Raw genomic sequence first — 13,077 nt, forward strand, 5'->3', positions numbered from 1 at the left:
TTCTGCGTGGGCCGGCCCTACGCCACGGGGCTCCGCCCCGGACCCCGCGCCTCAAGCGCCGGCGGGGCTTAGATGGTCAGGACGATTTTGCCCTGGGTGTGGCCCGATGAGCCCAGTTCGTGGGCCTTGGCTGCTTCTTCCAGGGGGAGGGTCGCCGATACGTGGGCGCGGAGGCGGCCCGCGGCCATCAGGGCCGCGACCTTGCGGAGGGTGGCGCCCGAGGGCTGGACCGAGATGGGGGCGAAGCGGACGCCGCGGGTCTCGGCGTCCTCCTGGGTGACGCCGGGGTCCCAGAGCATCGCCGAGGCCAGGAGGGCGCCGGGGCGCAGGGTGACCAGGGTGCGCGGGCCGTAGTCGCCGCCGATCAGGTCCAGGGCCACGTCCACGTCACGCAGGGAGTGGGCGAAGTCGGTGGTCGTGTAGTCGATGAGCTCGTCGACGCCGAGTTCGCGCAGGAAGTCGTGCTTGTCGGCGCCCGCGGTACCGATCACGTACGCGCCCTCGGCCTTGGCTATCTGCACCGCCACGTGCCCGACGCCGCCGCCCGCCGCATGGATCAGCACCCGGCGGGCGGGACCGATCTGCCCGATGTCGACGAGCGCGAGCCAGGAGGTGAGCGCCGCCGCGGGCAGCGCCGCCGCCTGGATGTGGTCGACATTGCCCGGCTTGGGCGCCAGGTGCTCGGTGCGGATCACGACGTACTCGGCGTAGCCGCCGCCCCGGATCATGGCGAACACCTCGTCGCCCGGCCGGAATTCGGTGACGTCCTGGCCCGCCGACTCGACGACGCCCGAGACGTCCCAGCCGAGCGTGAACGGGGGGTCGCCGAAGAGCGGCGCGTCGCCGGAGCGCGCCGACCGGTCCACCGGGTTCACCCCCACGGCCCGGACCCGGACCAGTACCTCGCCCGCCCGCGGCTCGGGCCGCTCCACCTCCACCACTTCGAGCACCTCGGGTCCGCCGAGCCGGCGCTGACTGATGACGCGCATGGTGGGACTCCTCCCCAGGGTCGGCCCGGCCATCGCGGCCCGGCCGGTACTGGGTCCATCGTGGGACGTGGGCGACGACCGCGCCATGCCGCGGAGAGCGCCATGTCCGGGCGTCGGCGAAAGGTCGGCACCGTAGCACTCTTCGAATCAACTCCCGGGCAGATTCGGGTAGTTGGTGCCATGAGCGGTCCTGGCGGCGGGCGAGGGGCTTTACTGTGACCCGCATCACATGATGCGCCCGCTCGGCAGCAGCAGAAGGGGACCGCCATGAACGCGTGCGATCTGACGGGGCGCAAGGCGCTGGTGACCGGGGGCGCCCAGGGGCTCGGGGCGGCGGCGGCCGAGGCACTCGTGCGCGAGGGTGCCGCCGTCGTCATCGCCGACGTCCAGGAGGACGCGGGCCGCGCGACCGCCGAGAGGCTGCAGAAGTCGGGCGGCGCGGCGACGTTCGTCCCGCTCGACGTGGCCGACGACGAGAGCTGGGAGACGGCCGTCGGCCGCGCCGTGGACGAGCTCGGCGGCCTCGACGTCCTCGTCAACAACGCCGGTGTCGAGATCTCGGGGCTGGTCGTCGACCTCGACCCGCGGGACGTCCGCAGGATGCTCGACGTCAACGTCCTCGGCGTCGCGCTCGGCCTCAAGCACGCCTTCCGGGCGATGCGCCCGGGCGGCAGGGCCGGCCGGGGTGGGGCGGTCGTCAACATCTCGTCGGTGGCCGCGACGATCCCCTTCCCCGGCATCGCCTGCTACGCCGCGACGAAGTCCGCGGTCGACCGGCTGACCCGGGTGGCCGCCCTGGAATCCGGCAGGCTGAGCTACGGCGTGCGGGTCAACTGCCTCTACCCGGGCCTGGTTCCCACCGCGATGGGTACCCGCCTCGCCCAGGACATGGAGACCCTGGGACTGTGGCCGAGCGCCGAGGCGGCCGTGGGGGACGTCATCGCGCGGACCCCGCTCGGACGGCTCGGCGAGGCCGCCGACATGGCCGACGCGGTCGTCTTCCTCGCCTCCGACGCCGCCCGCTTCATCACCGGCGCGGGGCTTCCGGTCGACGGGGGCATGGGCATGTGAGGCGGGTGTGGCCCGAGAGCCGATTCCCGATTGTCACGGATTCGGGATCTGTCCATTCTCTCGTGCGGCGTGGAGTTGTGCTCTAAAGTCCCGAAGGCCCCCTCGGTCGACAAAGCTGGCGCAACCATGATGACTTCTCAAGAAGAAATTCGATTCCTTTCGCCGGGCGCGGGCGCAGGCGCGGGTGCGAGCTTCGGAGAAGACGTGCGCCGAGTTTCCGGGGAACTCGCGAGCCATAGCACGGCCGTTCTCTTCTGTTTCCTGCTGCTGACGACGATCGGCGCCGCCGTGGTGCGGCTCTATCTTCAGTCACGGGTGCTCGACTCGCTGCGGACGGTGACCCGCACCCTGCAGGAGGGGTTGCTGCGCCCGCTGCCGGGCCGGGTGGGCGGGCTGCGCACGGAGGTCCGCTACCTGGCGGCGCACCGCGAGGCCCGGATCGGCGGGGACATCTACGACGTCGCCTGCACGCCCTTCGGGGTGCGGCTGCTCATCGGCGACGTGATGGGCAGCGGCATGCCGGCGGTCGGCACCGCCCTGGACACCCTCGGCGCCTACCGTGAACTGGTCCAGTGCGAGGCCCGGTTGACCGTGGTGGCCCAGCGTATGGACGCGGCGCTGGCCCGCCGTGAGCACTGTGAGGACTTCGTCACCGCGCTGCTGCTCGGCACGAACGGCGACGACGGAGAGCTCGAGCTGGTCTGCTGCGGCCACCCGCCGCCCCTGCTGATCCGCGGGCGCCATGCCACCTTCGTGGATCCCCTGCCGCCGTCACCGCCGCTCGGCCTGATCCGGCTGGAGAACGAGTGGTGCCGGTCGAGCACGATGTCCCTCGCCGCGGGCGACCGGCTGCTGCTCTACACCGACGGAGTCACCGAGGCACGGAGCGGCAGCGGTGAGTTCTATCCGCTCGCGGAACGCGCGGTGGCCCTTTACGACCGGGACCCCGGGACATTCCTCGACGCGATCTCGGCGGACCTGGTCCGCCATGTGAAGGGGCGACCGAAAGACGATGCCGCGCTCCTTCTGGTCGACTACGGAGATATTCGGGCGGAAGACGGCCAATTTCGGTCGCACAGCCCTCGGTTGACCCGAGATCCTCGGGCGGTCCGCATTCCCGGAATTGATGAATACCGCACACGAAGTGATCTGCGCGAGACGAGGTAATCGTGGCCCACCAGCTGCCGACGGAGCACACCCCTTTCATCGGACGCCGCCGCGAACTCGACCTGTTGCGACAACTGAGTGCGCGCTCCCGGCTGGTGACGGTGACCGGCCTCGGCGGGATCGGCAAGACCCGCCTCGCCCTGCGTGCCGCGGCCGACGTGGCGGACGGGTTCGCCGACGGCGCCTGGTGCGTCGAGCTCCACGAACTCCAGGACGCCGAACTGCTCGTGCACGCGGTCACCACGGCACTGCACGCCACCGACCACACGACCCGGCCCCAGCACGAGGTGCTCACCGGGCACCTCGCCGACAAGCACCTGCTGCTCGTCCTCGACACCTGCGAACACCTCATCGGGGCCTGCGCGGAGCTCGCCGCGCGGCTCCTCGCCGCGGCCCCCGGGCTGCACATCCTCGCCACCAGCAGGCAGCCTCTCGGCCTGTCGGGGGAGGAGATCTTCGCCGTCGCGCCGATGTCCGTCGCGCCCGACGCGGTGCGGCTCTTCATGCAGCGCGCCCACGCCGCCCACCCGGAGTTCCGGCTCACCGCCCGCACCAGGCCGGTCGTGGAGCGCATCTGCGCGCGCCTCGACGGCATTCCGCTCGCGATCGAACTCGCCGCGGGACGGCTGCGCGGCGAGGAGACCGAGGAACTCCTCGCCCTCCTGGAGGACCGCTTCCAGCTCGTCCGCGACGAGCCGGAGTACACCGGCCGGCACAGCACGCTGCGGACGACCATCGGCTGGAGCCACGAACTCTGCCTGCCCGCCGAGCGGTTGCTCTGGGCCCGCCTCTCCGTCTTCGCCGGCAGCTTCTCCCGCGGAGCCGCCGAGAAGGTGTGCGCCGACGCCGCCCTGGAGCGCTCGGCCATCGGCCCCCTGCTCCTGGGCCTCGTGGAGAAATCCCTGCTCGTACGCGAGGACGGCCCGGGCGGCGAGAAGTTCAGGCAGCTCGACACCGTCCGGGGCTACGGCGCCGAGTGGCTGCGGCGGCTCGGCGAGGAGCAGCGCGTGCGCGCCCGCCATCTCGCCTGGTGCCAGGAGTTCGCCGTGCAGGGCGAGGCGGTGTGGTTCGGTCCTGGCCAGACCGCCGTGTTCCGCACCACCCGGCGCGCGCACGCACAGCTCCTCGCCGCGCTCGACTTCGCCCTGTCGACACCGGGCCACGAACGGGCCGGGGCGCGGCTCGCCGGGACGCTCTGGTTCTACTGGGTCGGCTGCGGGCTCCTCAGCGACGGCCGCTACTGGGTGGACCGCGCGCTCGCCGCGGTCCCGGGGCCGCACCCGGAGCGGCTCAAGGCGCTGTGGGTCGGCGGCTACATCGCCATCCTCCAGGGGGACGCGCGGCCCGCGGCGGTCATGCTCACCGAGTGCCGGGCCGAATCCCTGCGCGCCGATGACGACGCGGCGTACGCGTACGCCACCCACCGCCTGGGGTGTGCCGCGCTGATGCGCGACCAACACGCCACGGCGGAGCGGTACTTCAGGGCGTCCCTGGCCAGCTACGCCGAGCTCGGCGAGCTCGACAGCAACGTCATGATGGCCCGCATCGAGCTGGCCATGGCCCTCGCGTTCCAGGGCGACCTGGCGGCGGCCGTCCCGCTGTGCGAGGAGGCCCGCGCCACCTGCGAGGAGCACGGCGAACGCTGGGCGAAGGCCTACGCCCTCTACGTCCTCGCCTTCGCCGCCTGGGCCGGGGGCCGCAGCGAGGAGGCGACGCGCCTGGCCGGCGACTGCCTGGTCATCAACTACGAGTTCCGCGACCTGGTCGGGGTCGTACTGCCCGTCGAGGTCATCGCCCTGCTGTGGGCCTCGCGCGGCGACTGCGAGCAGGCGGCCGTGCTGCAGGGCGCCGCGCGCCGGATCTGGGACCGGGTGGGCCTGCCCCTGTTCGGCTCCGTGTACTTCAACGCGCCGCACGACACCGCCGTCGCGCTCGCCCGCGAGACCCTCGGCGACCAGGGGTACGAGGCGGCGTTCGAGCGGGGCGGCGGGCTGGGCCTCGAAGAGGTGGTCGCGCTGGCCCTGGGGCGGACGCAGGAGCCGATGCGGGCCCACTGACGCCCTGGGACTGGGGGGACCGATGGTGCCGATGGGACTGGAGAGGTGGGTCCCGTCTCAGATAGTAGGAAGTCCGAGTAATTGTGGAGACAGAAGCAGAGACCTGTCCTAGCTTTGTAGAAGCCGAACGACTCGCCCGATCCGGCGAATGGCGGCCGCGAGCCGGAGCACCTGGCAGGCAACCCCTGCAGCTCCTGCTTCCCGCCCTTCCGGCGCCTCGAAATCCCCTTGCGCACATGGCGCGCGAGGATTCCCACGGATCTCAAGGAGTCGATCCCTCATGGCCACTGCGACGCCCGTCCGCCGCCGAGTCCGTCACGTCTCCCCGTCGAGCGAAGCCGACCGCCAGGCCGCCAGGACCGCGGCCGCCGCCCTCCAGCGCGCGCTGGACCGCAGGGACAACGGCGGCGAGACAGGTCACTGAGCCACCTCAGGACCCCCTCTTCACCTCGAAGTGGTCGATGCGCTCGCCGGTCTCGGCCAGCGCCGACACCTTCATCCGGCCCTTCTCCACCTCCACCGCGAGGAACGAGAAGCCGGTGTACCGCACCCGGGACCACTCAACGGTGTCCGGGTCGGGCAGGCGTGACTTCGTCCAGTGGAAGGTGACGATCGACTCCCGGTCGTGCACGTCGCCTTCGTAGCTGTCCGGCACGCCCGGCCCGAAGCCGTAGAGGTCCTTGCCGGCGCCGCCCGCGGTGACGTACACGATGCCGTCGCGCGTCGGATCGGTCGACGCGCCGACCGGCACCGGCTTGCCGACCTCCCCGTTCCCCGTGCCCTTGATCGCGTCCGTGCGCTCATAGACGTGGTTGTGCCCGTTGATCACCAGATCCACCTGGTGCTTGGCGAACAGCGGCACCCACGCGTCGCGCACCCCGCCGTCCGAGGCGTGCGTCGACGTCGAGTACGCGCAGTGGTGGAAGAAGACGACCACGAACTCGATGTCGTCCCGCGCCCGCAGCTCACCGAGCCGCTTGTCGAGCCAGGCGGTCTGCTTCCCGTCCAGGTAGCCCTTGTTGGCGGGGATCTCGTACGAGACGTCGTTCGCGTCGAGCGCGACCACACCGACACCGCCGTACGTGAAGGAGTAGACGCCGGGCGCCCTGTCCGGGTCGGGGCCGTTGTCGGGCAGCGACCAGCGGGCGCTCTGCCCGCCGTACCCGTTGGGCGAGTACCAGGCCTCCATGTCGTGGTTCCCGGTCGTCACCATCCACGGCACCGACTTGGCGACCGTCTCCGTCTGCGCGAGGAACTGGTCCCACACACGGGCGTCGTACGTGTCCGATTCCTTGCCGTGGCCGCTGCTGTCGGCGTAGCAGATGTCGCCCGCGTGCAGGTGGAAGGACGGGTACTGGCCGAGGATCACCTGGTCGTTGGCGAGCGCGTCGTAGCTGACGCCCTGGTCGCCGAAGGCCGTGAAGACGAACGCCTCCGGGGCGGCCGGCGCCGTACGGAAGGTGCCGAGGGTGCCCAGGCGCTCCGCGTCCGCCGGGTCGAAGCCGTCGTGGCCGACGCCGTAGTAGTACGTCGTGCCGGGCCTGAGGTTGTCGAGCGCCGCGTGCAGATAGAGCTGCTCGACCTCGGGGAGCTTCTTCGACAGGGACGGCGTGTGCAGGGCGCGCACCTCCGCCGGGATCTTCCGGCTCAGCTCCCAGGGCTTCGACCCCACCCGCAGATACGGGTTCCTGACCGCGAACGGCACCTGCCACGAGATCCGCATCTGCGTCTTCGGGTCGGCGCCGAAGGCGAGGTGCCGGCCGAAGGGGGCCACGAGGGAGCCGTCCACCTGCGCCGCGGCTGCCCGCGCCGGGAGCAGCGGCGCCGCGTACGCGCCCGTCGCCGAGCCGCCGCCGAGCAGCGCGGCCCCGCCCATGGAGGCCGCGGCCCCCGTCAGGGCGCGGCGCCTGCTGAACTTCTTCCGCAGGTACTCGTGTTGCTCGGGCATGCTCAGGCGCCGGGCGAGGTGTTCGGGGATGCCGACATTGGGGGTGTCAGGAGCGGTGGTCATGAAGGGGAACTTCCCAGTAACTTCCAACTCCCGCCATACATACGGGTGAACAAAAAGCGGCGATCGCGCGGACGTCCACATCATGGACACCGCGTGTCATCCCATGGGACGAGGAGTACGGTGCTCGCATGTCTCGCAGCATCAATCTCGCAGTGATCCCCGGTGACGGTATCGGCCAGGAGGTCGTGGCCCAGGGTCTCAAGGTCCTCTCCGCCGTCCTTCCGCAGGATGTGAAGCTGGAGACCGAGGACTACGACTTCGGCGCCAAGCGCTACCACGCCTCCGGTGAGACCCTCACCGACGCCGACCTCGACTCGCTCAAGAAGCACGACGCGATCCTGCTCGGCGCCATCGGCGACCCGTCGGTGCCGTCCGGCGTCCTGGAGCGCGGCTTCCTGCTCAAGCTCCGCTTCGCGTTCGACCACCACGTCAACCTGCGTCCGTCGAAGCTCCTTCCGGGTGTTTCGACCCCGCTCGCGGGCGAGCCGGACATCGACTTCGTCGTCGTCCGTGAGGGCACCGAGGGTCCGTACACGGGCAACGGCGGCACGATCCGCAAGGGCACCGAGCACGAGGTCGCCACCGAGGTCTCCGTCAACACCGCCTTCGGTGTGGAGCGCGTGGTCCGTGACGCCTTCGCCCGCGCCCAGGCCCGCCCCCGCAAGAAGCTCACGCTGGTCCACAAGAACAACGTGCTGACCTTCGCGGGCCACCTGTGGACGAACATCTTCAACAAGGTGGCCAAGGAGTTCCCCGAGGTCACCACCGACTACATCCACGTCGACGCCGCGACGATCTACCTCGTCACCGACCCGGCCCGCTTCGACGTGATCGTCACCGACAACCTCTTCGGCGACATCATCACCGACCTCGCCGCGGCCGTCTCCGGCGGCATCGGCGTCGCGGCCTCCGGGAACATCAACCCGAGCCGCGAGTTCCCGTCCATGTTCGAGCCCGTGCACGGCTCGGCCCCGGACATCGCGGGCCAGGGCAAGGCCGACCCGAGTGCCACGATCCTCTCGGTCGCCCTTCTCCTGCGTCACCTCGGCTACGAGGCCGAGGCCGCGCGCATCGAGACCGCGGTCTCCGCGGACCTCGGCGAGCGCGGCGACTCCGTGCGCAGCACCGACGAGATCGGTGACGCCCTCGTCGCCCGAGTAGTAGCCGGCTGACCCGGCGCTCACCATTACGGCAGCAGCCGCCGGGTCGCACACCGCGCCCGGCGGCTGTTCTTGTGCGGCCCCTGGGTGCGACCATCAACCCCAAGGGTTCTGTCGTCACACTCCCGTCTGCCTCGCGACGTCTGGCACGCACGCTCGCGGCGTTGCCGAAAGGACCGAGTAGCTCCGCTACTAGGACCTTCCGGCGCCTTGCGATCGCACGCACCAGACGCCGCGAGGCCGCCCTTCGGGCGACGACGGGAGTGTGACGACAGAACCCGGGCCGCTTCACGTACGCGTACTCACCAGGGCAATTTCCGAGCACACCCCGCCTCGCGCGATAATCGAACGTGGGGCCGCGATGTACGTGGAAGCTCGGACGCGCCTCCCTGTCCTGCGGACCTGGGAGTGCATACGTGAACGCGGTCCGTCACAACCAACGGTGAAGGACACGCAACCATGACGACGCCCACGATCGAGCTCAAGCCCACCGCCACCCCGCTGTCCGCCGCGCAGCGCGAGGAGATCCTGGCGAACCCGGGATTCGGCCGCCACTTCACGGATCACATGGTGACCGTCAAGTGGACCGAGGGGCGGGGCTGGCACGACGGGCAGCTGGTGCCCTACGGACCGCTCTCCCTCGACCCGGCCACGAACGTCCTGCACTACGCGCAGGAGATCTTCGAGGGCCTGAAGGCCTACCGCCGCCCCGACGGTTCGGTCGCCACCTTCCGGCCCGACATGAACGCCAAGCGCTTCCAGCACTCCGCCTGGCGCCTCGGCATGCCGGAGCTGCCGGTCGAGACCTTCGTCGAGGCCTGCGACCTGCTCGTCCAGCAGGACAAGGACTGGGTGCCCGCGCACGGCGGCGAGGAGTCCCTCTACCTGCGCCCGTTCATGATCGCGACCGAGATCGGCCTGGGCGTGAAGCCCGCGAACGAGTACCTCTTCATCGTCATCGCCTCGCCCGCCGGCGCGTACTTCTCCGGCGGCGTGAAGCCCGTCTCCATCTGGCTCTCCGAGGACCGCGTGCGCGCCGTCCCCGGTGGCGTCGGCGACGCCAAGACCGGCGGCAACTACGCGGCGTCCCTGCTCGCGCAGGCCGAGGCCGCCGCCAAGGGCTGCGACCAGGTCGCCTACCTCGACGCCGTCGAGCACAAGTGGGTCGAGGAGCTGGGCGGCATGAACCTGTACTTCGTGTACGGCAACAAGATCGTCACGCCGACCCTGACCGGTTCGCTGCTCGCGGGCGTCACCCGTGACTCGCTCCTCCAGGTCGCCCGCGACCTCGGCTACGAGTCGGAGGAGCGCCGCATCTCCATCGACGAGTGGCAGGCCGCCACCGAGTCCGGCGAGCTGACCGAGGTCTTCGCGTGCGGCACCGCCGCCGTCATCACGCCCGTCGGCACGGTCAAGCGCGCGAGCGCCGAGTGGACCCAGTCCGGCGGCGAGGCCGGCGAGGTCACGATGAAGCTGCGCAACGCGCTCCTGGACATCCAGCGCGGCAAGGCGGAGGACAAGCACGGCTGGATGCACGAACTGGGCTAGTCCGCGTCAGGTGTACGAAGATCGGCCCCCGTCCCGCGCGCTCGCGGGACGGGGGCCGACGCATGTCCGGGGCCCGCTCAGTCCCCGTCGTCGGAACTGCTCGACCGGCTCCCCGACCAGCCGGAGCCCTTCCCCTTCTTCGCGGCCTGTCCCAGCGCGCCGAGAACGATGAGCAGAACCTGCCCGCAGCGCAGCAGCCCGGCGGCCGTGTACTTGGCCGCACGGATCACGTTCGTCCTGGCCGCGGATCTGGTGGAGCTCCCGGCTCCGGTGGTGTCCGTCATGCGTGTCCTGCCTCCCCGTGAGGTCCCTGCCCGGTGGCAGGGAGCCTCCCACACGTTCCTGTTCCCCCACCCCACCCCGCCCCTTCCCGAAAGTCCTGCCGGACGGGCCGCCTCAATCGCCGGCGGGGCTTGATGTCAAGAAGTTCTGCTGGGCGGGCCTCGTCAATCGCCGGCGGGGCTTGATAAATCAAGCCCCGCTCTTGGACGAGAGCCCGTGGGGGTCCGGGGGCGAAGCCCCCGGGGACGGGACGGGAAGGGGCGGTGGGGGCGTCTGGTTTAGAGCTGCGCTCTATGTGTGTCGGCTCATGGAGCGCGCCCAGGGCTGCCCACGTGCGGCGTCAACGTTTAGAGTGGCGTTCTAAGAACGACGAGGAGGCGTGACGGCGTGAGACTGACCCCCACGGAACGCGACCGGCTGCTGCTGTTCGGTGCCGCCGAGCTCGCGCGGGCCCGCAAGGGCCGCGGCCTGCGGCTCAACGTGCCGGAGGCGACCGCCCTGATCGCGGACACCGTCTGCGAGGCGGCCCGCGACGGGAAGCGGCTCGCCGAGGCGATCGAGGCGGCGCGGTCCGCGCTCGGGCCCGAGGACGTGCTGCCGGGCGTCGCCGATGTGGTGACCGAGGTGCACGTGGAGGCGGTCTTCGACGACGGCTCGCGGCTCGCGGTCGTGAGTGACCCGATCGGCGGGGGCGAGGGGGACGCGGCGCCCGGCGCGCTGCTGCCAGGGCCCGAGCACGAGGACCCGCGGCCCGAGCTGACGCTCACCGTCACCAACACGGCGACCGTCCCGGTCTCCGTCACCTCCCACTTCCACTTCTTCGAGGTCAACCCGCGCCTGGACTTCGTACGGGACAAGGCCTACGGGATGCGGCTCGCGGTGCCCGCGGGGTCGTCGGTGCGGTTCGGGCCGGGGGAGACCCAGGACGTCGGGCTGCTGCCGATCGGCGGGGCCCGGGTCGCCATCGGGTTCGCGGGCCTCGTCGACGGCCCGCTGGATGCGCCCGGCGCCCGCGAGGAGGCGCTGCGCCGCGCCGCCGCCTGCGGATATCTGGGTGCCAAGACCGAGGAGGAGGGCCGATGAGCCGCCCCGGAGGCCACGCCGCCGAAGCCCGCCGACTGACCCCGTACGAGTACGCGGGGACGCACGGCCCGCGCGCCGGCGACCGCGTCCGGCTCGGGGACTCGGGGCTGACCATCAAGGTCGAGTCCGACTCCCAGGCGTACGGGGACGAGTTCCTCGCCGGATTCGGCAAGACCGCGCGCGACGGCCTGCACCTGAAGGCCGCCGCCGTCCGCGACACCTGCGACATCGTGATCAGCAACGTCGTGGTGATCGACGCCGCGCTCGGGATCAGGAAGGTCTCCATCGGGATCCGCGAGGGCCGCATTCACGCCGTCGGGCGGGCCGGCAACCCGGACACGATGGACGGTGTCGACGTCGTCGTCGGCACGGGCACCACGATCGTGTCCGGCGAGGGCATGATCGCCACCGCCGGAGCCGTCGACACCCACGTGCACCTGCTCTCGCCGCGCATCATGGAGGCCTCGCTCGCCTCCGGCGTCACCACGATCATCGGCCAGGAGTTCGGCCCGGTCTGGGGCGTCGGGGTCAACTCGCCGTGGGCGCTCAAGCACGCCTTCTCCGCCTTCGACGCCTGGCCCGTCAACATCGGCTTCCTGGGCCGGGGTTCGTCCTCCGACGGTGCCCCGCTGGTCGAGGCACTCGCCGAGGGCGGCGCCTGCGGCTTCAAGGTGCACGAGGACATGGGCGCGCACACCCGCGCCCTGGACACGGCGCTTCGGGTCGCCGAGGAGCACGACGTCCAAGTCGCCCTGCACAGCGACGGGTTGAACGAGTGCCTGTCGGTCGAGGACACACTCAAGGTCCTCGAAGGGCGGACCATCCACGCCTTCCACATCGAGGGCTGCGGCGGCGGCCACGTGCCAAATGTGTTGAAAATGGCGGGAGTTCCGAACGTCATCGGGTCCTCCACCAACCCCACCCTCCCGTTCGGCCGGGACGCCGTCGCCGAGCACTACGGGATGATCGTCTCCGTCCACGACCTGAAGACGGACCTGCCCGGCGACGCCGCGATGGCCCGCGACCGGATCCGCGCCGGGACGATGGGCGCCGAGGACGTGCTGCACGACCTGGGCGCCATCGGCATCACGTCATCGGACGCGCAGGGCATGGGGCGCGCGGGGGAGACCGTTCGCCGGACGTTCGCGATGGCCGGGAAGATGAAGGGCGAGCTCGGCGACCCGGGCGTCGGCCACGACAACGAGCGCGTCCTGCGCTACATGGCGAAGCTGACCATCAACCCCGCCATCGCGCACGGCCTCTCGCACGAGATCGGCTCCATCGAGCCCGGCAAGATGGCCGACATCGTGCTGTGGCGCCCCGAGTACTTCGGCGCGAAGCCGCAGCTCGTCCTGAAGTCCGGCTTCCCCGCGTACGGGGTGGTGGGCGACCCCAACGCCGCCACCGACACCTGCGAACCCCTCGTCCTCGGCCCGCAGTTCGGGGCGTACGGAGCGACGGCCGCCGAGCTGTCGGTCGCCTTCGTCGCGCAGGCCGCCGTCGACGACGGCCACGACACGATGCCCACCCGCAGGCGCCGCGTCGCCGTGCGCGGCACGCGCGGCATCGGCCCGGCCGATCTGCGTCTCAACTCCCGTACGGGAGCGGTCGACGTGGACCAGCGCACGGGCCTCGTCACCCTTGACGGCGACCCGCTCCGCTCCGAACCGGCCGAGTCCGTCTCCCTCAACCGCCTCTACTTCCTGTAA

The 13,077-nt window shown here is 71.2% G+C and carries 11 protein-coding genes; 8 read left to right on the top strand and 3 right to left on the bottom strand.

Annotation, left to right across the window (positions count from 1 at the left end; genetic code table 11):
• Positions 1-68: 68 nt before the first annotated feature.
• The gene (locus OHA73_RS29645) at positions 69-989 is read right to left on the bottom strand and encodes an NADP-dependent oxidoreductase (RefSeq protein ID WP_266714415.1); all 921 of its coding nucleotides are present in this window, start codon (positions 987-989) and stop codon (positions 69-71) included.
• A gap of 267 nt (positions 990-1,256) precedes the next feature.
• Here OHA73_RS29645 and OHA73_RS29650 point away from each other — a divergent pair, with 267 nt between their 5' ends.
• From OHA73_RS29650 to OHA73_RS29665, 4 genes are all read left to right on the top strand, one after another.
• Complete coding sequence (locus OHA73_RS29650) at positions 1,257-2,060, top strand: SDR family NAD(P)-dependent oxidoreductase (RefSeq protein WP_327656556.1); 804 nt, start codon at positions 1,257-1,259, stop codon at positions 2,058-2,060.
• 204 nt (positions 2,061-2,264) lie between these two features.
• On the top strand, positions 2,265-3,227 hold the full coding sequence (locus OHA73_RS29655; RefSeq protein WP_327656557.1) for a PP2C family protein-serine/threonine phosphatase: 963 nt from the start codon (positions 2,265-2,267) through the stop codon (positions 3,225-3,227).
• Between the two features lie 2 nt (positions 3,228-3,229).
• Positions 3,230-5,284: an ATP-binding protein gene (locus OHA73_RS29660; RefSeq protein WP_327656558.1), complete on the top strand. Its 2,055-nt coding sequence runs from the start codon at positions 3,230-3,232 to the stop codon at positions 5,282-5,284.
• Positions 5,285-5,564: 280 nt separating this feature from the next.
• Positions 5,565-5,708 carry a hypothetical protein gene (locus OHA73_RS29665; protein ID WP_266714423.1) on the top strand — a complete coding sequence of 48 codons (144 nt, stop codon included), beginning with the start codon at positions 5,565-5,567 and terminating at the stop codon, positions 5,706-5,708.
• A gap of 6 nt (positions 5,709-5,714) precedes the next feature.
• On the opposite strand, the gene OHA73_RS29670 is transcribed toward OHA73_RS29665, so the two are convergent.
• Positions 5,715-7,295, bottom strand: a complete 1,581-nt coding sequence (locus tag OHA73_RS29670) for a purple acid phosphatase family protein (protein WP_327656559.1) — start codon at positions 7,293-7,295, stop codon at positions 5,715-5,717.
• Positions 7,296-7,423: 128 nt separating this feature from the next.
• Between OHA73_RS29670 and OHA73_RS29675 the strand changes: the two genes are divergently transcribed.
• Both OHA73_RS29675 and OHA73_RS29680 read left to right on the top strand, forming a co-directional pair.
• Positions 7,424-8,467 carry a 3-isopropylmalate dehydrogenase gene (locus OHA73_RS29675; RefSeq protein WP_266714427.1) on the top strand — a complete coding sequence of 348 codons (1,044 nt, stop codon included), beginning with the start codon at positions 7,424-7,426 and terminating at the stop codon, positions 8,465-8,467.
• 447 nt (positions 8,468-8,914) lie between these two features.
• Positions 8,915-10,003, top strand: coding sequence for a branched-chain amino acid aminotransferase (locus OHA73_RS29680; protein WP_267069135.1), 1,089 nt, complete (start codon positions 8,915-8,917; stop codon positions 10,001-10,003).
• Positions 10,004-10,080: 77 nt separating this feature from the next.
• Here OHA73_RS29680 and OHA73_RS29685 read toward each other — a convergent pair whose 3' ends face one another.
• Complete coding sequence (locus tag OHA73_RS29685) at positions 10,081-10,287, bottom strand: hypothetical protein (protein WP_327656560.1); 207 nt, start codon at positions 10,285-10,287, stop codon at positions 10,081-10,083.
• A gap of 385 nt (positions 10,288-10,672) precedes the next feature.
• On the opposite strand from OHA73_RS29685, the gene ureA reads away from it, so the two are divergent.
• A complete protein-coding gene (gene ureA / locus OHA73_RS29690) occupies positions 10,673-11,368 on the top strand; it encodes an urease subunit gamma (RefSeq protein ID WP_327656561.1) in 696 nt (231 codons plus the stop codon).
• Entirely contained in the window at positions 11,365-13,077 is a 1,713-nt protein-coding gene (locus tag OHA73_RS29695; RefSeq protein ID WP_267069133.1) for an urease subunit alpha, read from the top strand. The genes ureA and OHA73_RS29695 overlap by 4 nt, the downstream gene beginning before the upstream one ends.

The sequence above is a fragment of the Streptomyces sp. NBC_00483 genome (assembly GCF_036013745.1).
Lineage (GTDB): Bacteria > Actinomycetota > Actinomycetes > Streptomycetales > Streptomycetaceae > Streptomyces.